This window comes from Litoribacillus peritrichatus (assembly GCF_039537985.1).
GTDB lineage: Bacteria > Pseudomonadota > Gammaproteobacteria > Pseudomonadales > Litoribrevibacteraceae > Litoribacillus > Litoribacillus peritrichatus.
Map to the genome: position 1 here is coordinate 13,282 of NZ_BAABBN010000007.1, position 25,552 is coordinate 38,833.

Sequence of the window (25,552 nt, forward strand, 5' to 3'; positions counted from 1 at the left end):
TACACATGGATGTAAATAATGAAATAAACTCAAGTTCAATTCCTACGTTAGATAAAAGCTTTGAACACTCAACACTAGAATATTTGAAAGAAAACCAAGAGATAGCTACTGATGTTAAAGCTGAACTTTCAAGTATTAAACAAATTTTATCTGAAAGTATCATACAAAATAGAGAAACATTTGAAGAAATAGAAACAATATCCAAGTTAAATGAAGATCTACCAGAGCACACATCTCAACTCTCTAATTTAGAAAATATTTCCGATAATATTGATGCTTTGAGCAACGCAGTAAATTTACTAAAAACAACTTTCGAGAATCAAAGTAATAGTTTGATCAACGTTGCTACTACAATACCTGATGGCTCATATGGTTTAGAAATCACCTCAGGAATTTCTGGGGCTTTAGTTGCAGCTTTAGCCGTATTTATCTTTAACTTAATCTATTTCAAAAATGTAAATAAAGTAAATAAGGAAGCTCACTATTCCAATATTGCATTAAAGCTTTTAGAATTTTTTGAGTCGTCTGCTACTAGCTACTGGATTTCAGAAAGGATAAAAGATAAGAGAAAAAAAGATACAAACAATAAAGAAATGAAGCTCTTGGAGATAAAAATAAAATCTGATTTCTTAGTATTAAGAACAAGTTTAGAAAAATTTTGCAATTTAATATCAATCAAAAATTCAAGTGACTCAAAACAAATTCTAGCACTTATTGATGAGCTATATGACTTGTCTACAGGCGGTGAATTTGAAAGCGATAGTAAGGTGAGCAATCCAAAAATTACAAGCGAAATCTCCAAATTAGTTTCCCGGTTAAAGTCTATTTTAATTAAGTATTCTCAACAGATTAACTAGAAGCAATAAACTCACTAAAATCTTTATAGCAAGATAGGAGCTTAATGCATGAATTATAATAAATTAGTTTAGACTTGATCTGATACTTTTCCTTTAAAAAGAAATGGTTATGTGTACGGCTCTGATGACTGATTTAGTCGCGTAATAAATCACAAATCAATTTAGTATGATTCAACTATGCACTTTTTTCTTACTCGCCCACATTTAGTGTCGTTAATCTATGAACGTTCGACTAATTTTTCTGAGTGTAAGTAGATTTGGAAATGCGGTGGCTTATCACTTTCAAGGTCTGTGGCCAGTTCTAATTCACGAATCACATATTGCACCAGTGCTTTGCGAGTTGTTACTTTGCGACTAGCCGCACCTGAGAATAATTCGTCACGAATCAATAGTGCTTGAGATTCGCTGAGCTCAGGATGAGGGAGAATTGTGAGCTCGACATAGCTTTTCCAGTATTCGTCTGGTGGCAATTCTGATACAACAATTCCGGGCTCAATTTTCTCTATACGTGCAATATTGAAATCACGATACTCCTGTGAATCATCATCGTAGGCTCGGATGTGCCATCGTTTACCAGCAAAAACATAGGCGGTTGGGTAGATCATTCGCCAGCTTCCTTCAGGCTGGCGCATTGAACGATAAAATACGTTGAGTGTTTGTTTGCTAGAAATGGATTGATGTAATAAGCGAAAAGTACTGGGCTTAATATTTGTAAAATCAAACTCAACTTTTTCAAAAGGACAATGAACTTTCTCTGAAGACAGGGTGTTGAAATAATTTCCAATAGTTAGTTTGGAATGCATAGGAATGAAGTCTTTACCTATAGAGTAATTGCCACGCCCCTTTCCAGATTTCAGTTCAATGTTGTTTGGATAAGCCTCTTTGTATGATGAAATAATTCGTGAAGCTTGCACATTTGCAAGGTCAAAGCGTTCACGAATTCGAGCATTCGAGATTTCACCTTCGTATGCAAGCACTAGGTCGATAAATTGAAATTGAGTATCACGCTTGTTTTGTTTCGATGCTGGCATTTCGTGTTTCTTCGCTACTTGTTATCTTTTATGATAAGTTATATAAATATATAAGTTATCTTTTTGGATAATATATCGAATTGATGATATATGGTAGTAGTGGTGTGAAATAAAAGTTCTATGTCTCGCTGAAGGTTGATTTTTAAATAGTTTGAGAAATGTTTATGGATAGAAACAAATCGGTTTCTTTGTTTGATCGAGTCCCTGAAAAAATATTTCGTACGCTGGGTGCAAATGAACATTCCAGACGAAATTGGGCTTTGCTCGATCACCTGTACTTAGATTTCTTTTCTCCAGAGTCTGAGCAGCCTGAGGGTGACGGCTGGACGCAAAAACGTGTCATAGTTTCGGTTGAAGCATTTCTCTTTCGCTGGGATGAACAATATGAAACGTCACCTGAAGAAATCGAAACACCTCTGAATGCTAGAGCCCATTCTGCATTGAATCAGCTATTAGAAAACCGTTGGCTATCGCTGGACCGGGTTGGTTTTGTCCATTACGTAGTTATGAGACCAACAGTACAGAGTTTATTTGAGTTGCTAAAAAACTTCGCAGAACAAGGCCCCGAATTCATTGGTGGCCGTGTTCAATCTATACGTAACAATCTTGCGCAGGTCCATGGTGATCCAAAAAATAACGCAGGTGTTTTTCAAGTTGCAGCGCGCGAGTGTTCCGCTCTTCTCAGAATGTTGAATACAACGCGTATGCGAGTTGAGGAAGCGAGCGAGGAGTTTCGAAAGCAGAAAAGTGCGGGCACATTTCTGGAAAAGTTTTTCGGTGATTATATCTCGTCTCTATATATCGGAGATTACGCAGAGCTTTTTTCAAAGAATCACCCGTTGACGGCTCGCTGGGACATTATTGATATGGTCTGTCAAATTGCAGATGAAGATGAAAAGCGAAAAGAACTACGTAACTGGTATCGAAAAAATCTGCGGCTTGCCAATGATGACGAAGCTGATCAGATACTTGAAGCGGATATTCGCAAGGTGATGGGGTTGTCGCAAGTGGATCGCATGCTGACGCGCTTGAAGGATTCTGTCAGTAAAGCGAATGATCAGGCATTGGGATATTTGGAATATCAGGTGCGATCTCAAGGTGATTTCAGTCAAAAGATCGATGATGTATTAATGGTCATCAATAATACTGCAGAGTCACTTGTAGATCAGGAACCTGAGCTTTCTCTGGGATTTAGTTCGGGAAATCTATTTCATGAAGCGATGTTGAAGTTACCCGCACCACCACCGAGGATCAATCGAGGTGCCAAGATACAGAAGCATATCCTGTCGCCTGAGCAACAAGTCCGAAGGCTATTGCGTCAAATAATGAAAGGAAATCGATTAGTCAGTGAGAAAAAGATCCTTGATTACGTAAGTGAACATATAAGAGAACGACAAGAGATATCGAATAACTCCATTCCAATTACTCAGATCAACGATTTGTGTATGGCTGCGATGTTTACTCGTCTCGGAGTGATTGCAAAGCGAAAAGCAAATAACCCAAGAGCAGTGAGTGCTGGTTTGAACAAGGTATTTCGAGAATTTGAATTTGAGCTGACCGAGGATCGCTTTGAAAACGAGTATATGTCTGGCCCGGTCGTAAAGGTGAAGAGAATCAAAAAAGGTGCTAGACAATGAATGTAAGTTGGAAACGCTTAGCGGAGCTTGATAAGTATTGTGATGAGTCTGATTTTCAGCGAGCTGCGTTGCGATTGATGAATGAGCAAGTTTTGTATCAATCAAACCCTAAACAACGTTCAGCATATGATTTAGTTTCCCGCTATGAGAACGAGTACTCCAAGGCGCTAGACTTGTTCGGTTGTCGGCTTGATCACAATACTTCCTTTCAATACGTGGCGTGTGTTCCGAGGTATCCAGAGATGACCAAGATGACACTTGATCAAACGCTATTGGTTTTAGTCCTTCGTAAAATCTACGACCATCATATGCAAACGGGCACTTTGGATAAAGGAATAGCATCGGTAACTATTCATGAATTAGAGATGGCTTATAGTGAGTCGACCCAAAGAGAGCTTCAAATTAAGCCGATCACAAGATTGGATAATTTGTTTCAAACGATGCGTCGTTGGGGATTGGCGCGCATGGTTCGAAATGAAGACTCTGTAGAGAACCCGTGGATTATTCAGGTCCTGCCAGCGATACAGAGTTTGGTGAATGAGCAATCCTTGGCAATTTTAAAAGCGCATGCGGCTCAGCAATTTGAACCTGAAGGTGCTAAGAATAGACCGGAGGTTGAATCATGAAAGAACTCAAACAGATCACGCTAGTTCAGTTTTATCTCCATGAAAAGGCCGACCTTCCTGTGGATGGTTCTGTTGCTTTCCTGGGTCCTAACGGATGTGGTAAATCCAGTACCTTAGATGCTATTCAGATCGCGATGCTCGGTGGGAATCAGCGTTATGCGCACTATAATGCACAGTCAGTTTCTTCAAAAAAGGCTCGAAAAATATCTGGTTATTGTCTTGGTCTATTAAGAAACCCAGAGGATGACAGCGAAGTGATAGGCCGGGCTCGAGATGCTGCCCGAACATATATCGTGTTGGTATTTGACGATGGAAAACCTGGCGGAGTCCTCTCGGCGGGATTGTGCATTGAGGCTGAGCTAGGTCGTGATGATCACGATGTGAAAGGGTTGTTTGTACTGCCGGGACAACATATCACCGCAAACGACTGTGTTGTGATTGAAGGTGAGGATGAGCGGCCCATCGAATTTGCCGAGTTTCGTCATAACGCGCGCCAACGTAGCGATAAACTTGGTCGTACTCCTACCTTTACGGATAAATCAGGTGAATACGTATCGGAGTTACTCTATGCATTGAATGGCCAACGCATGCCTGACCCAACGCGCTTTATGTCTTCTTTTGTGAAGTCTATGACGCTTAAAAATGTAGATTCAGTCGATCAATTTATTCGCGATTACGTTGTAGAACCCAACCCTGTAGACATCGAGACCTTCCAGAAGCAGGTTGATCAATTTATTAAGCTTCGAGATTTGGTCACAGAAACTAAGGAGAAAATTGGGCAGCTGATGGTGATCGTTAAGGATTATGAGGCGGCACGACGACATCAGGTTAAAATTGCGAACCTCGAAGCAATTAAAGCGATCTTTGAAGTTGAACAGATAAGTGAGATGCTGGATAGGATAGAGGAAAGCATTGAGCAGCTGGCTGAGACAAAAGACATTGCAGATCAAAAATCTGAATCTAGTCGTCACGAACGCGACGTTGCCCAGGAACGTATGACCACCTACAAGGGGTTGTTGGAAGCAGATGAAACTGAGCAAGTTCGTTTGCGTCTTCAAAATGAAATCGAATCTGCAGAGAAATTGATTAAAGCCTACGAAAACCCTTTACGCCATCGTTTCAATAATATTCTGATAGCTACACGAGCATTACTTGAAAAGGGAGAGCTGAGCCAGAACAAAAGTCAGCTTAAACGTGTTCAGGAACGCTTTGAGCAAGCTGGCTCCGAGTCTATGGAAGCGATGCACAAAGTTATGAATGAAATGGAGTCGCATCTCAAGAAGCTCTTAGATGTAGCTGCTCCAAGACAAAGGTTTCTCACTGTGCAGTTAGAAAGTAAGAAGGTAGAATTTGAGAGTACTAAAGGGAGAATACAGGCAGCCAAAAGAACAGGTAGGCTTCTGGATGGGCCTGCAGCTGCATTAAACAATCTTCTCTCTGAAAATGGTATTGATTCAACCCCAATGAGTGCCTTAGTTAAAGTTCAGAATCCTCAGTGGGCTCCTGTTATTGAGTCCTATTTGGGAAGTGATAGAGAAGCCTTAGTTGTTCCAGAGCATCAGATAGAGTCTGCGATTAAGTTGATGCGTGTTGCGCGGCAAAACGGTTATCAGCTAGTTGGTGCCGGGATTATTCAGCCTAGGCATTTGAATGATGTTAATCCAGACTATTTATCTGATGATCACATCCTTGGATTATTTGAGACAGATAATGACGTTGTCCATCGCTTTCTTGCGCACAAGTTTGGCTCTATGCGACAGGCGGTTACCGAAAGCGAGCTGACACAATTCAAAAGAGCACTAACTGTGGATGGCACCCTAACTCAGGGAGGGATGACCAAGAGTATTCGCGTGCTTTCAATAAAGGACCTCAGGTTGGGTAAAAATGATGAGGATACCCGAGAACTGTCTATTTACCAGATTCAACTTGCCGAGGAAATTAATCATGAGGAAAAGCGTCTTCAGTGCGTGACAGACTTCGTGAACGCCATGGCCAAGGGCTCTTTCATTGGAGATGATGAGTCGAGACAGAATATAGTGCGTGAGCGTGCCAAGATTGAGACGAATCAACAGCAAATCGATGATATCGATGTATCCCATCTTGAGACCTATCGGGAACAATTTGCAAAAGCCGAGAAGGATTTTAAATCTGCGGATGAAGATTTTACACAAGCAAACCGTGCTTCTGCAGCATGTGAACGTCAGATAAAAGATAACAAAATCCGCTTAGATTCTTTAAAGCTTAAAATGCCCAATGTGCAGGCAGCGGAACGAACTGCTCTTGAAAACCCGTTATTAGATACACTAGAAATGGATGCTACGAAATATGAAATAGAGGAGGGTTTTGCAAATTATGAGGTTCGCCAGCAAGAAGTCCGACGACGTCGTGAATATCAAAATAAAGAATTTGATCGAGTTGTAAATAAAGCAACCTTCGCCTTTAACCAGTTTAATCCAGATTTTCAGCTTCAATTCATGAACTGGGAAGAGCGTTTTGCTCTCGCCAGGAAAGAAAAAACGCGCCTTTTTGATACTCAGTTGCAAAATTATGAGAAAGAAGCTGAAGAAGTACGTTTAGCATCTGAAGAAACGCTACGTACTGACATTGCTATGTCATTGTATGATCGGTTTAAGGAAATGGAACTTGAGCAGCGAGAGAGGAATAAAATCCTCAGTGCCTGTCCTGCATTTACCGGGGGTGAGAGATACCGGTTCACCTGTACCGTTGTGAAGCAACACGAAGCGTTGGTACGCCATATAAAAGAGCTAGCAAACAGCGAACAGAATTTTTCATTATTCTCCAGTGACTCTGACGATGTTGATAGACTATTTCATGACTTGATTGATCAAGCGGTTGAAGTGGGTAGTGCCCGTTCAGTTCTTGATTACAGACAGTTCTATCAGTATGACCTCGATATTTTGGTCAACGGTAAAGTGGTCGACAAAATGAGTAACCGCCAAGGCGCTGGCTCCAATGGTGAACATATTGCGCCAATGTATGTGGCGGCTGGTTCGGCTCTTGCCAAAGCCTACAGATTGCAAGATCGTAAGGGCCAGAAACAAGGTAGTGGCATCATATGTCTGGATGAAGCCTTTCATGGTATGGATACCAATAATAGTGTTGCAACTGGTGAGTTTCTGCAAAGCCTAGGTTTACAGCTAGTTATGGCTGCGCCAGATGATGATCGTAGTAAAGTTCTACCTGTTTCCAGAATGATTTATGACTTAGATCGTGAGGGTGTCGATCTCTTAGTTGAATTGACAGAATATACGCCTAAAGCCAATGCACTGATGATGTCAGATGTGCCCGATAAGAATCCTGAGATAGTTATAGATGCCTATGAACAATTGGGCCTTGAGGTGCCTCAAGTCTCTGTGGAAGAACTGCAAGAAGAATTTGAGGATGAATAATGAAACAGTCATTATCGAATGGTCAGAGAGCTTGCCATTCAACTCTTCGGCGGCTTATTAAGCGTGTTGCTAATCAAGTATTCAAATCCGACTCTTTGGATCCAGATCCATCGCTTTATGGACAATCTCTGCCGGTTACGCTCTCTTCTGTTCCCGAGTATTTCAATCTAGATACATATCGAGACCGGGAAGATTATCATGCGACGCTTGCACCATTGCAGAGAAGTAAAGCAATAGACGTTGTATGGGATCGATTTACTGACAGTCAAGGTCAGATTGAACGCATCACAATGATCGACCCTGAACAGGTTTCATACTTTCTGGGAGACCCTCTGCCTTGGGTTGTCGCCAAACAGGGTGTTGAAAAACTCAAACAGATTGATGCTAAGAGGTTTCCAACCCTTATCAACGTCATTGATGGCTGGAATTCTGGCAAACAGCCAGATGGTATGAAGCCTGACCAAGTGACTGTACTTTTGGATGCAGTTAAAGTCGTGGACTATGCTCGAAGCGCGGATCAGGGCCAGACAATCTTACTCAGGCGCTTAAGCAATGAATTGTTTCAAGATACCAAGCGTATTGAAGCGTTACGGCGGCCAATTGCATATCTGGTTGAAGAGAGCGACCCTGATAATGTGTTTGAGCATTTGGGTTTACTCAAACATCCGCAGCCTATGCTGATTAGCGGGCCCGCCGGTACTCAGGTAAGGATTAACAATCAAACAACCCAATTGATTAAACCTTACCTAGGGATACGCCCGGATCCATCAATATCAATTAGTGGCTCACAAATCAATACCATATTGACAGTCGAGAACCTAGCTACCTTTAATGAGATTGCCGAGTGCCCATCGAATCCAAATGATCTATTGATCTTGTATGTCGCAGGTTATCCAACACCGTCACTCATAAAGGCGTATTGTTCGCTCCTTCAAGCTACAAAACCAAAACGGGTTTTGCATTGGGGGGATACGGATGTAGGCGGATTCCGAATAGCTGGCAGGGTTGCTCAGTTTGCTCAGTCAGAGGGTTACCCATTGGAGCTCTTCGAAATGATGACTACTTCCACTAGTGGTGAATATAAGGAAGCAACAGATAAAGATCTATCTCATATCCTTCCGATTTGTGATCGCTTTGGTTGGACAGATGAAGCCATATCATTGAAGGAGAATAAGCGCTTCCATGAGCAAGAGTTCACTGAGTGGAACCCTATGCATATTCCGCCGAACGTGAACATGGATTCTGGTCGATCGTGAACACCTGATTTTTCGCGCATTGGGTTCTTGGTCTTTTTATCCTAAGTGTTCACCATCCGTCAACTTTGAACGGATTTTCCGCATTGATTCTCCCTTCATCTTGATTCGGTGAGAGTTATGCATCAGACGATCCAAGATGGCGTCAGCCAGTGTGTTATCGCCGATGGATTGATACCATTCTTCTGTTGGAAGTTGACTGATAAGCGCTGTGGACGTGCTTCCGTGTCGATCATCCATAATCTCCATTAAGTCGTTCCGCTGAGCCGCCTTTAAGGGTTCAAGCCCCCAGTCATCAAGTATGAGCAGGTCTATTTTGGCTAAGGCCTGAAGGGCTTTATTGTAGGTTCCATCGGCTTTTGATTGCGCCAGTTCCAGCAACAGTCTGGATATGCGATAGTACTTTACGCGATAACCTTTCAAGCAGGCTGTATTGCCGAGCGCACAAGCGATGTACGTTTTACCGCTGCCACAGGGGCCGGTGATGAGTAGGTTCTGATATTTCTTTATCCAGTCGCATTGAAGTAACGAGGCCATCATGGATTGTTTCAGGCCTCGCGGGTGCTCGTAATCGATGTCTTGTGCATTTGCTGCGATCTTCAGTTTGGCAGAGTTTAATAAGCGTTGTTGTTTTCGCTGCTCTCGATCCTGACTTTCATGATCCGCAAGCAGTTGCAGACGTTCTTCGAAGGAGAGCCCCTCGTAGGTACCAGGATGTTCAAGCTGACTGGCGAGCGCACTGGCCATACCGCTCAATTTAAGCTGTCTAAGCTGGGGGATTATTTGTTCTGTCATGTGAATGTCCTTTAGTGGAAGCTTTGCGGACCACGGATGTTTTCGTGTGATTGCGGGAGTAGTGGAAGCTGGTCTGTGTGGCTCGTACGCAACTTGTCCTGGTTGCTTTGTAAGATGCTTTTGACCTGCTTCAATCGGTAGAGGTGATGCTGATTGGCGATGGCACAGGCATTGTTGATACGTTCTGCTGGGTAACTTCTGGAGAGATTCAATAAGCCTAGGCAGACTCGGTAAGCTTGCTCTTCATGCTGTTTTTGCTTGAGGAGTACCTGAACCCAGATCAGAACATCATCACCTAGATCCTTAGCCCAGTTCATGAGCCTGTTCGCGTTCCATTTATGCTGTTTCTCATGTCGAGTTGGCATATGCTCTGGGTTCGTGGTCATGCCAGCGTTGCGCTTTCTCGGGTGGCTCGCGACGCGCTTATTCTGGAAGTGAATTTCTATTAATTTATCTTTGGCGTGCAGTTCCAAACGCTCGCCGACAAGCTGATGCGGTACGGAGTAAAGGTGTTGGTCGTACTGGATGTGGTAGTCGATATTTACTTTGACCTGTTTGATGTCCGTATACTCATAACGATGCTTAGGCAAGCGTTTCAGAACGGGTTTATCGATGCTTTCGAACCATTGCTTACGTGTTCCTTGGAGTTGCTTGAAGGGAACGTTATTCACTTCCTCTAGCAAGGCTTTAATGCAGTGATTTAGCTCAGCCAGAGAGAAGAAGGTATGGTGACGAAGCCGAGCCAGTATCCAGCGTTCGATGATTTGAACGCCGACTTCGGCTTTGGCTTTATCTTGAGGTTTTCGCGGCCGGGCAGGCACGATAGCCGTCCCATAATGCGCGGCTAACTGTTGATAGCTCGGGTTAAGATCAGGGTCGTAACGACATGCTTTCGTGACACCACTCTTCAAATTATCTGGGATCACCATCTCCGGTACACCACCAAAGAACTCAAAGGCTCGTGCATGACTGTTCAACCAGTCAGGCAAACTCTGCGACCAGGTCGCTTCGCAGAAGGTGTGATTGGATGCACCCATCACGGCCACAAAGATCTGAGCAAAACGGACTTCACCTGTACTCTGGCAGACAACAGGCATCGTCTTGCCGGCATAATCAACAAACAGCTTTTCACCGGCCTTATGAAGTTGGCGCATAGAACGCTTCTGCTTCTTTATCCATACTTGGTAGTGGTGACAGTATTGCGAGTAACTGTAACTCCGGTTGGGGTATTGCTGTGTGTATTCCTCCCAGAGCAGGTGTTTGGTTATTCCTTTGTGCTTGAGTTCTTGATGCACCTCAGTCCAGTCTGGCATGACCAGTTCTGAAGACACACGATTGTCAGATTCGGGATAAAACAGGTTGGCAAGCGCCTGCTCGTTAAGCTTCTCGATGGCAGGCCAGTCGAGCTTTAACGCTTCTGCCTGGCGAGCTACTTTTTGCACGGCTCCAAGGCTAAGTCTCAAGCTGCCATTGATCTGGCGTAAGGAGAGTTCGTTTTGCAAACGAAGACGCAATATTTCTCGTAATTTTCGCATTGATATTCTCTTGGTTGGCATTGCCGTCTCCAGTCAAAAAACTGAAGAGGCTAGCAGTCATAGAAAATCAATGCGCGAAAGGATTCTGGATCGTGAACACCTATTCTGGAAACCAGTAAAAAGTGTTCACGATGAGACCGGATTGAGTGTTCACGATCAACCAGAATAGGTGTTCACGTTGCGCCAGAATGGGTGTTCATGATGGGCCGGAATATGCACCCTAGAAAGCTTCCTTCTAAAAGATCACATTCCCGGAGGTGATTCACTCAACTACAATTGAATTTGTTATGGATAATATAACTTCAATCAGTTAATTAACTGGTCTCGTATGAAACTTTATTACTCGCTCAAAAAAGAGAGTCTTAGCTCTCTTGTTTTGTATGCGTTTGTTTTTTGTAGGTAAACCGGAAGGCCTTGGATTTATAATAAAAAGCAAAGAAAGACAGTCAGAATACGCCGACTAAGTCTTCGTCGTAACGCAAACCACGTAGATCATTATCGTCGCACAATTGTTTGAATTTATCTGATCCAAATAATCTATTGCCACCCTGCAATTTGGATTTAAATAACACTTTGTCTTTGGTGTTGTCTTCATAAAATGCTAGCGATTTCAGGCCACAAGCGATGCCATCAATGTAATCTATCAGGCAAAGGTCTTTGTCTTCTTTACCATATTCCAACCACTCTTCCAGCGGTACAAATTTAGAGAATTCCGGATCATGCTTCCTGTTTACTTTCATGGTTAACCTGCTAACTTCGTTGGGTCAAAATTACATTCTGAAATCTTGACATCCCCATCACTGAACCGATTGGGCCGACGGGACAAAACCATCAATATTAAACAGTATACTTATCTAAAAACTCATGAAAGTTTTCTGCCAGAAAATGCCTATGATCAGGGTCATCAGGAAGTGAATCCCTTATAACCATAACGACAGGGGGATCAATAGGCCTAACATTATAATCTAGCGATACAAATACATTTCCTTTGTTGCAAAAAACAACATAGTTTAAATAATCCTCCTCTACCAAACACTCAGTTGCAGATGAAATAGTGTAACCGTAATCCTCTTTATCATTACTATATGCGTGGAAAATACACGGAATCGACATATCTGTTCCATTTGCATATTTAGGAATTAAATTAACTGGTTTTTGCCCTCCGTGCTCCATTATTATTTGTTTTAGCAATTCAGGGAAAATAAACCCAACCTCTTTCTCCTCTTTCTCTATTTGCTCGCGAGTACAAGTTTGTAAATCTTTCCTCTCAAGGTATTCTTCCCATTGTATCGTTTTCATAGTTATCTATCCTCTTCCCCCTCCCCATCGTTCCATACCGCCAACATGACCAAAACTTCTATGTAATTCTTCATCAACAAGCTGCATTTTGCCTGTGTCTTGATGATGATGCCATGTTAAACCTTTAGGCCCATCTGCAGATGGAGGATTTTTAGTTAAATGTTTATATTGGACCTCTGTAAGCCCCAATTCTTCTTTCAGTTCTGGCTTTTCTATAAGCAACTCTCCAAGCCTTTTATTTGAAGCTCTAAAGTGAGCACTTTCATCTCCAGAATTGATATGCTCATCTCCAAGATAAGTTTCAAATACAGTAAACTCAGGCATACCATTTTTATCTTTATTTATTTTGTATGTACGTCCTTTTCGAGTTCTTGAAGCAACTCCAGCCGCTTCTTCTAATTTTGGTACTGGTTTTGACTTTCCATAAGTACTTGCTAACGGAAGCATTACACCATCCACAAAAACAGGTTTACGCGATGAGTCATTATCTAAATGTACCGTTTCAGGATCTTTAAAGACCTTTGATTGAGTAGAGTCCCGCCCACCATCAGGTGTGGCTCGACCGCCATATATCACCTTACTTTCTGGAGAGATGCCATTTTCAGGATCTGCTTTATAATCTGCTTCAGCTCTTTTCTTAAATTCATTATTCTCTGGACCATCCAAATCCAGTCCTGCTGCAAAATCCTTTGCACTCATCTTTTCTTGAGAACCATCATCCAGACTAATCAGCTCAACGCCATTATTTTCTCGGTCTAATTTCAGCTCATAATCCAGACCATTTACTCTTACTTTTGACAACTCCGAGTCATCAATCGCGCCAACTATTTTTTGAGGGTCAACTTCAGCCGCAACGAGCCAAGCAGTTAACGTTGCTTTACCTTCCTTACACAGTAGTCCTAATGGATCAACCCAATTAATGGGATTTTGTACGTACCGATAATGATTAACCCCACCCACTAACCCTATCGGGTCTTGATGAATAAACCGCCCTATTTCCGGGTCATAATACCGGAACCGGTTGTAGTGTAGGCCGCTTTCTTGATCGAAGTATTGCCCCTGAAAACGGATCGGGTTATTAACCTGTTCTATGGTTACTTGTGCTTCACCGAACGCACTGTAATCTGCTAGCCAGGCAGTTTGACCTTGGTTGTCCGTCAGCTTGATTGGAGTACCAAGGTGATCAAGGTGATAGTGATAAACCCGGCCTTCTTCAACCAGCGCAATGGGTAAAAACGTATTTGGCTGGTAAATGTACCAACGGAATTTACCTTGATGATGTTCACCAATGAGTTGATCACCGTCCCACAGGTAATCGGTTTTACCTTGCTCTGTGAGTTTGGCGCTCCTTCGGCCCAGGGCGTCATATTGGTAGTGGTTAACTTTGCCGTTGTTTCTTAATCGGCGGAGTTGATTAAAACCATCAAACTCTCGGGTTTGCTGTTTCGGGGCTTCATTGTCTGCTTTACCAGAATCTGCTTGAATCTGGTTTCCGCACGGGTCATATCGGTAACTTGCACCGTTTTTCTTGATCAGGCGATCATTCTCTATGACAGCATTCTCACCTGAAGGATTGCCAAAATTGTCCCATTCGAAGTATTCCGTCGATTGAGTGCCTGCCCCATCATATTTAACGGCAAGCAACTGGTCCAGTTCATCGTAGGAGTACTGTTTATTACCGAGCCTGCTGTCTTCAATAGAAACTAACTGACTTGCTTGATAATCGTATGAGCGTTGTTGATTGATAGCCGAATGTTCGTTCAGTTCTTGATGTTGTGTTTGTTCTGCAAGCTCAACTTGATCAACATTATGCCATTCTTGTTGTGTTAATTTCCCGAAAGCATCAAACGATTGTTTTAGCAGTACGCCATTGCTGCATTCCCGTTCAATTTCTCGATCTTGTTGGTCGAACTTTCTTAAGGTCAGAGGTTGATCGTTCAGGCCAAGCTGGTTTAAGCGGCCATGTTTGTCGTATCGAAATTGAACGGTTTGACCGTCAGGCAGAAGCGTTTGGGTACGTCGTCCCGATTGATCATATTGGTGTTCTGTTTTCCATTGATCCTGCCAGTGTTCGAGCAGTTGACCGTTCGCGTCGTATTGAAAACGCAGTTTACGGTCTGCGTTGTTGGCAAAGGTTACGCGCCCCAGTTTATCGTACTGAAAGAAGTTGCTTTGCGTTTCCTGGGTTTTGTGGCTGCGTCCGAGTTGTTCTGTGACTCGGCCCTGTAAATCACGCTTCAAACGAACCGCTTTTTCACCGCAATCGTCTGATTCAATCAAACGGCCTTCGCCGTCGTATTTTAAGCTCTGTTGTCGACCATCAAAGCCGGTTAGTTTGGTAGGCAGTTCTTCGCCATCGTATTCAATGAGGTATTCATTGCCATCACTTCGCTGGATGCCGGTGAGGTTGCGTTCGTTATCGTACTGATAATGGAGCCAGCTGCCATCAGGCCGGATTTGCTTAGTCGGTTGGCTTAGGCCTTCAAACTGATATTGATGGGTTCGTCCTTGGGCATCGGTATTTTGAATTAAGCGCCCTGAATCGTCGTACTGAAAGCGCTGTTCTTGAGTATTGTCAGGGTCGCTTTCCTCATAGGCCTTAATACTGATTAACTGGCCTTTGTTATCTCGAGTGTATTGTGTGACAACACCACTGCCGTCGAGCACGCCATTTAAACGGCCGAGTTCATCGTAGCTGTAACGAAAGAGCTGCTCGCCCATTGCTCGGGCAAGCAGTTGACCTTGCTCATTCCATCGGTATTTAACCAACGCACCGTCCGGCCTTTCTATTTCAACCAGCTGGCTTTGTTCGTTATAGCGGAATTGAGTTTGGGCTCCATTGGGCAGAGTTGTCTTTTTCAGATGACCTACCACGGAATATTCTTGTTGCCAAACACCGCCTTCAGCATCAATAGTAACAATGCGTTGCCCCAAGCCATTGTATTGATACTGAGTGATCGCGCCATCGGGCGACTGAACCGAAACTAACTGGCCACGCTCATTGTAGGTAAATTGAGTGGTGCCACCGTTTGGCGATCGTTCGGCCACCTTTTGACCGTGTTGGTCAAACTCATACTGCCATTGATGACCGGATGGCGATTGTTTTGAGATCAGCCTGCCTTCTTCGTCGTGCCAGAATTTCCAAACCTGACCTCGACCGTCCGTGCTGATGGCTAAACGTTCATCATCCACATATTCAAAGTGGTAATCGTATCGGCCGTCATCGCCCCAGTTATGAACACAGCGTGCCGAAGGGCCCTCGCCTTCCCATTCAAAATAATGGCTAAAGCCACTGGCGCGAACACGTTGGGTGAATAAGTGCCCTTGATAATGATAACGTTCGGTTTGCTGTTGCGCGTTAGTACCCGCGATCAAATCATTATTGGTGTCGTATTGGTACTGAGCCAAGGGCGTCGGATGTCGCTGTATGCCTTGCTCAGTATGCCGAACAGCCACAATCTGAGTGAGGTGACCACTGTGGTCATAACTGATTTCAATGCCACAGGCCGGGTTTAAGTCAATGCGCGTAAGGCGACCGGCACTGCTGTAAAACAGACGATGTTGATTGCCATGGATATCACTGACCCGATCCAAAACCCAAGTACCATTCAGTCGAACGAACGTCCAATGGGTGTTGTCCGGTTTGACCAACCTGAAGCGGCCACCTTCTTCATGGTGGAGCGCCAGCCCTTCGGAGAGCTGATAGCTGGTTTGGCCTTTCGGCACAGGCAGGAAAGGCAGCCTTCTGCCTTCCTCGTCAATAAGAAGCAGGGTTTCCAGTTCGGGGGTTTTCTGATTGAGCTTTTCTTTATCCGTTAGCTCTTCAAAGACTTCCACAAGCTGGATATGAAAGTTACTGCGCCAACCATGGCCAAGGCCGATGTTTTCCTGACATTGGCTGGAACGATAACTCCTGACCCAACGAATCGGCATGGGGCCATCCAGCTCAAAATCCAAAAGCTCCAAAATCTCTTCACCACTGGACATCGCCACCGGGTCACTTTGGCAGATTTTGTCTTTATTAGCTTGATCATTTTGGCCCGCAGCATTGGTACCTGTCTGGTCAGTCGCCTGAGCTTCGGGGTTTGAACTATCAAGAGTTTCGGAGTCTTCCGTTGAAGTGGCTTGGCCGCCTTTAGACAGAGATTGAGATCGAACGGGCGCTTTTTGAAAGTCGCTGGCATACTGGATTTTCGGTTGAACCGGAGGTTCAACGTACATGCTGATCTCACCCTCAACCAAAAGGGTCGCCAATTGCTGGCAAATCGCCACTTGTGTGTTTCGGGTCACAACCGTAAAACGCAGCCCCTGACTCTGCTTGGGGCTGAACATCTCCAGCACGTCAATCAGGCCCGGCAGATTCAGATTTCGCGAGAATCCCACAAAACTAATCAAATGGGAATAAGCCTCAGAGACCGTTGCGTATGTTCTTTGAGAACCTAGGTCACTGCGCTTATCCTCACGACAAAAGAAAAGATTTTCACCGTTAGCTGCGTGTATTTTTATCATTTGGCTTGCATCCATGCCTTAATACTTCCTTGGTCAATCCCTTATTGCTTGATTTAGGGATTCTCTGTCGGATTCTGACTCGCCCGGCAAATCCTTTACCGGGCATTAGATGTTCAATGAGTCATAAGAAGGTGAGCATTCTATGGGTTTTATGAAAACAGAGATGAGAGTTGATGCACAGTTAGAGAGAACAGCCTCATGAAACCGAGACGTGTCATTGCTCGCTCTGTTGGAAATACTAAGTATTCATTAGTTAACAGGCTTATCTAGACTCGCTGTATCAACAACGTTACTTTTACACATGGTGGCGTAGTCTTCGTATTCGTTTAATGATTCGCAACATTGATGTTTTTCCATCTGGCGGAGTTATTGCAAAATTTGCGACAAGTGTTTCTTTTTCGAGTTTGCCTTCACTGAAGGCCTACAGGATGGAACCTCCCCTCTGTACACAGAATTAAGAAAATATTAACTTGAGGGCCAAATGAGTAAGCGTGTTTTTGCTGTCACAGCTGATGTAAATAACTACCTGATCTTACAGGAAACAGAACTAGAGATGTCAGTACAATTAACAACGGGTGATCTCTACATACTGGATGGAACACCAAAGATAAAGGACTGGGAGGCCGTGCATGTAGATTGGTTAATTGTACCTGGGGAAACGGGACTAACAGTACCGGATATAGCTGCTTGGGGAGCTACAATATTCGCAATTCCTGAAAAGGTATCGAGAATATTAGAACCAAGCTTAAAGGACTCTTGTGAATTGCTACCTCTTACGTTAGATGGTGAGGCATGGCATGTTGTGCACATTTTGTCGTGCCTTGAAGCTCTTGATGAAGAACGATCCACCAGGAATATGAGGAATGGAAAGCCAAGCAGAACCCGTCGTTTCAACAAGCTTGTGTTGAACTCTGATGCAATTACCACCCGAGGGTTGTTTCGTGTTAAGGGCGTTGGTCTAACAACATACTGTGCAGATGTAGAAGGTGGGTTTTATGAGTTGGTTAAACAGAATAATTTGAAGGGCCTCAAGTTCAGAGAAGTTGAACTCTCATAGAGTTAATACTGCAGGGGGGTGTTTAAATCTTAGATGTAGACAGTGAATCAAATCTCAAGCCGGTAGGACTAAGAAATATCAAGAACCCATGGCATATTGACCGGCCGATATTTCACGTTATTTAAACTGGCATTGATATACGTGGTATCACCATCTTCAACCATTCCGTATCCCTCATGAATGTGCCCAAAGAGGTGGTATTTAGGACTGACTTCTTTCACCCGTTTTAAAAGCTCAGGACACCCAACATGCTCACCTTCAAGAACTTGATCAAGGATTGAGAAGGGTGGGCCGTGGGTAATCAGGACATCGGTATCTTCTTCAATGAGCTTCCATTTTTCAGCTCGCTCCCTTCTATTCAGCATGAAATACCAATCATAGAATTCAGGTGTCCAAGGCGAACCGTAGAACTTCAAGCCATTAATAACCACACTACTATCTTGTAGATAAATAGCTGAAGTCAGCTTTTCAAGAGTTTCCTGCTGGTGCTTTTGAAAACAGCGATCGTGGTTACCTGCGATGATGATTTTATGTTCATGGGGTAAGCTCTCTAACCAGCCGTTCAGCGTATCAATTTCAGATAATCTGCCTCTAGCTAAAATGTCACCACAATGAATCAATACATCCCCATCGGGAACACTTACTTTTGGATACATTCCGTGTGTGTCGCTGATGACAACAAAGCGCATAGCAAGTTCATCTCTTTAAAATGCATTTAATTTTATCAACTAATTAAGGCCCTACAATATGTATTTGAGCGCTGCTGCATATTTCTTGTCGTGAAAGGGGAAACAATGGTGATAAGAACTTAACTAGATATCCGAGAAGTCTCACACGATAGTAGTGTAAAACCTTTCTACGTTATTAGTATCGTACCTGGAGTTAGTGTCTGATAGATCATTGAAGAATATTAATTGTTGTCAGTAGGTTCATATCTACATCCTTCACTCCGTTAAACAGATATCTGAATATTAACCATTCTTGTAGCAACTTTTTTTAGCTCAATTCTTAGGAATTAGTTGCATGTTTTTTGATCATAATATACATTATATGTAATATTTATGTTTATTATATGTAATATTATGAATAAAACTGAAAAAAACTGGCTGCTAAGAAAGCTCAAAGAGAAGATTAAAGAGGCGGGGTTAACTCAGAAGGAAATTGCTAAAGAGTTAGATCTGGATCAAGGCCGTATCAGTCGCCTTATAAATGGGAATTTCGCTCGTTGGGGGGGGGATATTAAAAGGCTTTGTAATAGATTTGGAGTTGATTTGAATCTGATCTCCCAAGTGGATTCGTCTTCTAATACAACGTTAATTAATGCCTTGAATCGGAATTGGGATGGTACCCAAGAGCATGCTTTGCTTATTGCAAATGTAATAGATGACGTGTGTGCTTTGACAGAAAGACAAAAATTAACTTAAGTTACGGATGATGAACATGTCAGTATTTAACATACTTTCGAATGAATCGGCTGAATTTTGGGAAGTAGCAGATTCACTCTATCAAGAAGAGACCAGTCAAATATCAGGTATTCCAGGAAAAACACCTATATTGAGGTGGGCTGGAAGCAAGAAAAAGCTATTACCTAATTTGCAATTAGCTACACCAAAGAAATTTAATATATATTATGAGCCTTTTTTTGGTTCTGGGGTTTTCTTTTTACATCTGGATCCGAAGATTTCTGTCATTTCGGATATAAACCCTCATTTGATACAGGCATATCAAATGATTAAAGATTTTCCTGTAGAACTTTGGAGCTTACTCAAGAGTATCCCTGCTGATCAAGACCTTTATTATCATCTCAGAGGACTCGATTGTACTGACTTGGATGAGCTCTCTCGTGCTGCTAGGTTCCTGTATTTGAACCGTTTTTGCTTTAATGGCGTCTACCGTACAAACAGAAAAGGCGGTTTCAATGTCTCTAGAGGAAAGGGCAATCTAGGTATCCCTACACAGGAGGTTTTTTATGCATTTAGTAAAAGACTTCAATCTTGTGAAATCTATAACCTGGACTTTGAGAGGGTTTTAGAGGAAGCTTCATCTGGTGATTTTGTTTATTTAGACCCCCCTTACATTGATTTAACTAAAAGAAATCGAGGGGAATATGGCTTAGACTCTTTTGGTTTTTCAGATTTAGAGCGCCTTGTAAGTTCAGCTAGATTGGCAACGGAGAGAGGGGTTAAGATTTTAATTTCATACTTTGAATGTCCATCATTGAAGTCGATGCTTTCTGATTGGTATATTGAAGAGATCTCTGTGCAGAGAAATGTTTCATGTAATACAACGGCACGAAGTAAAGCTAGGGAAATATTTTTATCTAATTACATATATTAGTGGTAAGTTCGAGAAGCGTCATGGATGAAAAGGTTTTAAGAATTGCAGTTGTTAGTGATCTTCATTTTGTTGAGGAATCAAAGTCTTCAGGCCATATGTCTTGGTTGGCGTTTAACGAAAGTAAAAAATTTCACTCTGGACTTTGGGCTGCTTTATTAAAAAAAATTTCTTCAGATAATCTTGAGGCAGATATCTTGTTGTGCCCAGGAGATATAACTACTCATGCTAATAAATCAGGTCTTGAAGTTGCTTGGGAAAAGCTTCAAGAGTTAAGTGATTGCCTTAAATGTGAGCTATTGGCTGTTGCTACAGGAAATCATGATGTTGAGAGTCGTGGTATAGACCAATTAGATAATCCAATAAGAGAATTAGATTCGTATACCGATTTAATTGAAAACCTTAAAATTCTTAGTCCTCCTTATCCTTTAAAAATCAATAGTGAGTCTTGTACAAAAACTACCCATGAAAGAAGGGTTTTTTATTTTGGTTCAGACTACTTACTTTATGATGAGAATGATGATTATCGTCTAGTTATTTTTAATAGTTGTGCTAGGCATAATCAACTGAAAAAAGAGTATGAGAGAGGCCGAATAGCTAATTCAACATTGAATTGGTTGGAGGAACACTTAAAGAGCATTCATGATAAGAAAAACCTTAAGCCTAGTATTTTCCTCTGTCACCATCATCCGATTCCTCATAGTATAAAAGGGCTAAGTCAATACGATACAATGTATGGTGGTGAATCACTGATCAATATGCTAAGTAAGTATGGCAATTGGATTATTATTCACGGTCATAAGCATCATGCTACTTTAAAATATACCTATGGTGGTTCTAAAAGGATTCCCGTTTTTGCTGCTGGAACATTATCAGCTCATAAAGACTCTCTTGGTGAAGAGTTCAATAATCAAATTTATATTATCGAATTAAATATTGAAAAATGTAGAGGTCCTTTAAAAGGAAAGGTTAATGCTTGGAGCTGGAAGGGAAATCACTGGGCCATTTCTAAAAGTCAATTGGATGGTATATATACAGGTGTTGGGTTTGGATTTACTGGTACACTGGAAAAAATTGCGCAAGATATTCAAAACATAGTACCACCTGTCGGTTCCATTGACTGGGACAAAGTAGTAAGTAAGATCCCTGATCTTAGTTATTTAATGCCTATGGATTTTGAACATCTTAAAGAGGAGCTTGAGGTGTTAAATATAGATATGGATATTAATTCAGATTCCGAGCTGGTATCTCTTTCTAGGATTGGAGGTCTATCATGATGAATTCTGGAAATGCATATAATGCCAAGCATTTAAAAACAGAACAAATAGCTAATTCTTTCGTACCTTCTAATAAATTTAAAGAAACGGCCGTTAATGGGCATACATTATTGTTTGGACCTAGAGGAAGTGGAAAAACAACATTATTAAGAATGTTGAGCCTAGATATACTTCCAAATTGGAGTCATAAAGATGCTGACGATATAAGAAAAGATATCCACTATGAAGGAGTTTATGTTCCTGGGGATTTAGTATGGGGGCAAATGATCCGCTCTCTCTCAAAGGCTGGAATAGAAGAAAATTGCGCCAATGCGTTTGCTTATACTGCTTTTTGCACTCATGTTTTCTTGGCTGTAATTGATACATTAGGTGCTTCTCTAAAGTATCATGTAAAAGTTTATGGAACTGAAATTTTAGACAGTAATAGTGATGAAATTCATGATTCTTTTAAGTTCATTGCAAGAACTCTTAAATTAGATTTAGATAAGATTTCTTTACCTAGAATTAGATCGGAGCTGTCCCTTAGGTTAAATAGGCTCGGAGAGTATTCTCAACAAGCAATTGAAAATAAAGCTATTACTCTTAAAGTTTTAAGGGATGATCTACCGTATTCTTCAATTGATTTAAAAACAGCATTGGATGCTATCTTTAGTGAATTTGATCACGCATTGAATAGGCCTGAGCATAGATGGGCTATCCTTTTGGATGAGTTTGAAATTGCTCCTAAGATACTTTTGGATAAGGTTATCCAAAGTATGAGGTCTTCAGCTAAAAAGATTATGTTTAAAGTTGCATTAGTTCCTTGTGGGTTACATCAAGAAACTGAGGCTGAGATTAGTAAAAATAATGACCATTCTGTTGTAGAACTTTGGTATAGAGAGAAAGGTGAAAGTCAAACTTTCTGTAATGATATTTTACGTTCACGATACAATATTTCAGACCCCTATGCTGTTTTTGGGAAAACAATGTTTATTAATAATAAACAGACTTCTAAAGATGATCGCTCTGAAATGTGGGCTAAAGAGTTTCATAGTTTGATGGAAAAGGATGTATCCTTTAAAGAATATATTGAAACTAGGAATATAGACTTTGAGCGTGTCCTTTCAGGGAAAGAAAAATCTTCAATATATAATACAATTAGGAAAATAGCTCCTAGAATTGCTTTCCGGAATGCTTTCAAACGAGACGATAACACGTCCAAAGGGCGTAAGGTTCCTTTTGAGTTTTACGCTGGATGGGATGCAATTACAAGAATTAGTGAAGGAAACCCTAGGTGGTTAATTACTACAATAAACTCTTTGTACGAAACAATTTCTAAGAATGGTTCTGTAGGTCAAGAGGAGCAATATAATAAAATTTATGCTGCTAGTGAGGCATATTCTTCAATGCTTGCTACGACTGCTCTTACTAATAATATGGGAATTACTACTAAAGAATCACCATATGAAATTATTAAAGACATTGCTAAGTTTTTTAATAAAGTTCTAACAAAAGAAGACTTTAAAGCTGATCCTCCTGGTACCTTTGTTATAGATCAAAAAGTATCTTCTGAAATAGAAATGGCTATGCGAATAGCTTTAAATCATGGTGCTATTGTTTCATTAGAGAAAAACCTAGATTTTTGGAACTATAAATCTCTCTTTGGTATGAGATTTAGACTTTCGTACTTGTTCTCTCCTACTTTAAAGCTTCCTCTAAGAATGGAAAAAAAGGTTAATCTTTCAAGTATATTGCTACGTGGCCCTGTTTCTAAAAACAGCATCGTTGTGCAAGAGGATATGTTTAATGAAATCTAAGTATCAGATTAGTAACCTTTATAATCTAGATAAAGAAAGCTTGTCTAGTGTGCTACAAACAACTGATATTTTTATTTCTTTAAAAGGGAAATACAGAACCGTTGAAATTTTTGAAAAGTTTGAAGAAATACGGAAGGAAGACTCAGAGATATTTGATGTTTTATCTATAAGTGAAGATGATTTGTTTGATCAATTAGGTTTTCATTTTAATAAATTTATCTTAAATGAAGAAATAGTTGTTTCGATTGATATATCACTGATATCAAGGAGAATATTAGCTTGTCTCTTATCAAGCTTATTGAAACTTAGTAAAGGTAAAAAGTTTACATTAAATATACTATATTCTTTAGCTAAATATGCTCCGCCTCCATGTGAAGACAGTGAACCTAATGAAAGAGTAGAGCCTGTTCATGAGTTATTTTCTGGGTGGAGTAATATTCCAGGTTTACCTGTTCAAGCTGTAGTAGGATTAGGATACGAAAAGAATAAGGCTCTTGGTGCAATTGAATATCTAGAGAGTGATGAAAGTTTTGTTTTAATACCTAGTTCGTCTGAAAATAACTATAGAGATGACATTCTGTCTCAAAATAAGACACTTCTCTCATTTATTGATGATGAGAATAGATTAGAGTACGACGTTCAAGCTCCCGTTGATACTATTTATATGCTTGATTCATTACTTTCTGGTTATAAGTCTCAGAGTAAACTAGTTCTGTTGCCGTTTGGGCCAAAATTATTTTATTTATGCTCTTTAGTTGCCGCTTTAGTGAATCCTGAGGTGGCTGTTTGGAATGTAAGTAGCGTTGATCAACAAAATGTAATTACGCAGGATAGAGATATAGTGGATACATTTGGTTTTTCTTGTTCTGTTTGTGGAAACGATGATTCTCAAAAAGCAGAATAGAGTAGCATAAGTCACAAATTATGAAAGGTTAAGGTATGATTGACCTGACAGGTATGAAACTTTATTACTCAGAAATTTGTTGAGTACTCTCAAGTTAGGCCGTCCAGTATGATACTTTATTTATTTTAAGCTTGATTTTACAACGGTAGAATGCGGTCTAGAGAGCATATTAGTATGAAACTTTATTACTCGCCCACATTACATATAGATCGAAGAAAGGATCTACTCCTAATTACTTTTATCAATAGAAACCCGTTAACGACTTCATTGAGTCGTTAACGTTTTTTAGGTTTCAGGTACCCAGAAACGAAAGTTTAAGTACCTGATTGCCATTCAAAAGCTTTTAGGAATTAACCAATCGCTCTTGCATCACATAACTTTGCTTCCGAACTATACCGATAAATAAAGCCGCATTAAAAAGCATTACGAATGAGTAAACGGCAGGGACACTTGCAAAAGCCATGTTTCCAAGCAGGGTTGCTGCGATAAAAATACCGGAGGCGCTGTTTTGTAATCCGATTTCGACGCCAATGGAAATGCTTTGTTTTCGATTCAGTTTAACCATTCTGGCCAATAAAACGCCTAATATCATAGCAACCAAATTAAGGCCGAGAACTACAGATCCAACGCTCAAAAACAGGGTAGTGAGTTGTTCGCGTTCTTGAATAATCACACCTACAAAAATGCCAATGAACATGATAGTTGCCAGGCGATTAACCGGCTTTTCCAGTCTTGCGCCGGCGTTAGGGTAAAAGTGCCTTAAAGCCATGCCCAGCCAGACCGGCAGCAGCGTGATTACAAATAAACGGAGGTTCGTTTCACCGACAGGTAACAAGCTTTCGTTTGTCATACCCATAAAGTGGTTTAAGGAGACATTCACAATAAACGGGATAGTGAAGGCGGTGACAATACAGCTGATCGCCGTTAATGTGACCGAAAGAGCCACATCTCCACGGGCTAAATACACAATCAGATTGGATAAAGCTCCGCCAGCGCATGAAACGACAATCATAACGCCTACCGCCGTTTCTGGTGTCATATCAATGAACAGACAAAATAAATAGCCAAGAATGGGCAGCAAAACAATCTGGCCAAATGCCCCGATAAGAACAGCCTTTGGATACACGAAAATTCGTTTGAAATCGTCTAAAACCAGCGATGTCCCCATGCCGAACATGATGATCCCCAGGCTTACTGGAAGTATGATATTTATAATTAGATCGCTTTCCATG

Annotated in this window: 19 protein-coding genes; 11 read left to right on the forward strand and 8 right to left on the reverse strand. The window is 41.4% G+C overall.

Annotation, left to right across the window (positions count from 1 at the left end; translation table 11 throughout):
* Positions 1 to 5 precede the first annotated feature (5 nt).
* Complete coding sequence (locus ABD744_RS09910; protein WP_344798034.1) at positions 6 to 857, forward strand: hypothetical protein; 852 nt, start codon at positions 6 to 8, stop codon at positions 855 to 857.
* Positions 858 to 1,075: 218 nt separating this feature from the next.
* Here the strand turns inward: ABD744_RS09910 and ABD744_RS09915 are convergent, their stop codons facing one another.
* Entirely contained in the window at positions 1,076 to 1,888 is an 813-nt protein-coding gene (locus ABD744_RS09915) for a WYL domain-containing protein (RefSeq protein ID WP_344798035.1), read from the reverse strand.
* Between the two features lie 164 nt (positions 1,889 to 2,052).
* Here ABD744_RS09915 and ABD744_RS09920 point away from each other — a divergent pair, with 164 nt between their 5' ends.
* The 4 genes from ABD744_RS09920 to ABD744_RS09935 are packed head-to-tail and all read left to right on the forward strand — an operon-like array spanning position 2,053 to position 8,817.
* Entirely contained in the window at positions 2,053 to 3,525 is a 1,473-nt protein-coding gene (locus ABD744_RS09920; RefSeq protein WP_344798036.1) for a Wadjet anti-phage system protein JetA family protein, read from the forward strand.
* The gene (locus ABD744_RS09925; protein ID WP_344798037.1) at positions 3,522 to 4,151 is read left to right on the forward strand and encodes a DUF4194 domain-containing protein; all 630 of its coding nucleotides are present in this window, start codon (positions 3,522 to 3,524) and stop codon (positions 4,149 to 4,151) included. Before ABD744_RS09920 ends, ABD744_RS09925 begins: the two co-directional genes overlap by 4 nt.
* Complete coding sequence (locus ABD744_RS09930; RefSeq protein WP_344798038.1) at positions 4,148 to 7,561, forward strand: SbcC/MukB-like Walker B domain-containing protein; 3,414 nt, start codon at positions 4,148 to 4,150, stop codon at positions 7,559 to 7,561. Before ABD744_RS09925 ends, ABD744_RS09930 begins: the two co-directional genes overlap by 4 nt.
* Positions 7,561 to 8,817 carry a Wadjet anti-phage system protein JetD domain-containing protein gene (locus ABD744_RS09935; RefSeq protein ID WP_344798039.1) on the forward strand — a complete coding sequence of 419 codons (1,257 nt, stop codon included), beginning with the start codon at positions 7,561 to 7,563 and terminating at the stop codon, positions 8,815 to 8,817. Before ABD744_RS09930 ends, ABD744_RS09935 begins: the two co-directional genes overlap by 1 nt.
* Before the next feature lie 36 nt (positions 8,818 to 8,853).
* Here ABD744_RS09935 and istB read toward each other — a convergent pair whose 3' ends face one another.
* The 5 genes from istB to ABD744_RS09960 all read right to left on the reverse strand — a co-directional run bounded on the left by istB (position 8,854) and on the right by ABD744_RS09960 (position 16,967).
* Positions 8,854 to 9,609, reverse strand: coding sequence for an IS21-like element helper ATPase IstB (gene istB / locus ABD744_RS09940; RefSeq protein ID WP_344798040.1), 756 nt, complete (start codon positions 9,607 to 9,609; stop codon positions 8,854 to 8,856).
* An 11-nt stretch (positions 9,610 to 9,620) separates the two neighbouring features.
* Positions 9,621 to 11,165: an IS21 family transposase gene (gene istA, locus ABD744_RS09945; protein WP_344798041.1), complete on the reverse strand. Its 1,545-nt coding sequence runs from the start codon at positions 11,163 to 11,165 to the stop codon at positions 9,621 to 9,623.
* Between the two features lie 425 nt (positions 11,166 to 11,590).
* Positions 11,591 to 11,884 (reverse strand): hypothetical protein, encoded by a 294-nt coding sequence (locus ABD744_RS09950; RefSeq protein ID WP_344798043.1) that lies wholly within the window; start codon positions 11,882 to 11,884, stop codon positions 11,591 to 11,593.
* 97 nt (positions 11,885 to 11,981) lie between these two features.
* The gene (locus ABD744_RS09955; protein WP_344798045.1) at positions 11,982 to 12,443 is read right to left on the reverse strand and encodes an SMI1/KNR4 family protein; all 462 of its coding nucleotides are present in this window, start codon (positions 12,441 to 12,443) and stop codon (positions 11,982 to 11,984) included.
* Positions 12,444 to 12,449: 6 nt separating this feature from the next.
* Positions 12,450 to 16,967 carry an RHS repeat-associated core domain-containing protein gene (locus ABD744_RS09960; RefSeq protein ID WP_344798047.1) on the reverse strand — a complete coding sequence of 1,506 codons (4,518 nt, stop codon included), beginning with the start codon at positions 16,965 to 16,967 and terminating at the stop codon, positions 12,450 to 12,452.
* 466 nt (positions 16,968 to 17,433) lie between these two features.
* Here ABD744_RS09960 and ABD744_RS09965 point away from each other — a divergent pair, with 466 nt between their 5' ends.
* Positions 17,434 to 18,009, forward strand: coding sequence for an imm11 family protein (locus ABD744_RS09965; RefSeq protein ID WP_344798049.1), 576 nt, complete (start codon positions 17,434 to 17,436; stop codon positions 18,007 to 18,009).
* A gap of 68 nt (positions 18,010 to 18,077) precedes the next feature.
* Here ABD744_RS09965 and ABD744_RS09970 read toward each other — a convergent pair whose 3' ends face one another.
* Positions 18,078 to 18,698: a metallophosphatase domain-containing protein gene (locus ABD744_RS09970; protein WP_344798051.1), complete on the reverse strand. Its 621-nt coding sequence runs from the start codon at positions 18,696 to 18,698 to the stop codon at positions 18,078 to 18,080.
* Positions 18,699 to 19,091: 393 nt separating this feature from the next.
* Here ABD744_RS09970 and ABD744_RS09975 point away from each other — a divergent pair, with 393 nt between their 5' ends.
* The 5 genes from ABD744_RS09975 to ABD744_RS09995 are packed head-to-tail and all read left to right on the forward strand — an operon-like array spanning position 19,092 to position 24,320.
* Complete coding sequence (locus ABD744_RS09975; RefSeq protein WP_344798053.1) at positions 19,092 to 19,433, forward strand: helix-turn-helix domain-containing protein; 342 nt, start codon at positions 19,092 to 19,094, stop codon at positions 19,431 to 19,433.
* 16 nt (positions 19,434 to 19,449) lie between these two features.
* On the forward strand, positions 19,450 to 20,346 hold the full coding sequence (locus ABD744_RS09980; protein ID WP_344798055.1) for a DNA adenine methylase: 897 nt from the start codon (positions 19,450 to 19,452) through the stop codon (positions 20,344 to 20,346).
* Positions 20,347 to 20,366: 20 nt separating this feature from the next.
* Positions 20,367 to 21,620: a metallophosphoesterase family protein gene (locus tag ABD744_RS09985; protein ID WP_344798057.1), complete on the forward strand. Its 1,254-nt coding sequence runs from the start codon at positions 20,367 to 20,369 to the stop codon at positions 21,618 to 21,620.
* Entirely contained in the window at positions 21,617 to 23,416 is a 1,800-nt protein-coding gene (locus tag ABD744_RS09990) for an ORC-CDC6 family AAA ATPase (RefSeq protein ID WP_344798059.1), read from the forward strand. Before ABD744_RS09985 ends, ABD744_RS09990 begins: the two co-directional genes overlap by 4 nt.
* Positions 23,406 to 24,320 carry a hypothetical protein gene (locus ABD744_RS09995; RefSeq protein ID WP_344798061.1) on the forward strand — a complete coding sequence of 305 codons (915 nt, stop codon included), beginning with the start codon at positions 23,406 to 23,408 and terminating at the stop codon, positions 24,318 to 24,320. The genes ABD744_RS09990 and ABD744_RS09995 overlap by 11 nt, the downstream gene beginning before the upstream one ends.
* Positions 24,321 to 24,663: 343 nt before the next feature.
* On the opposite strand, the gene ABD744_RS10000 is transcribed toward ABD744_RS09995, so the two are convergent.
* Positions 24,664 to 25,551 (reverse strand): bile acid:sodium symporter family protein, encoded by an 888-nt coding sequence (locus ABD744_RS10000; protein WP_344798063.1) that lies wholly within the window; start codon positions 25,549 to 25,551, stop codon positions 24,664 to 24,666.
* Position 25,552 lies beyond the last annotated feature (1 nt).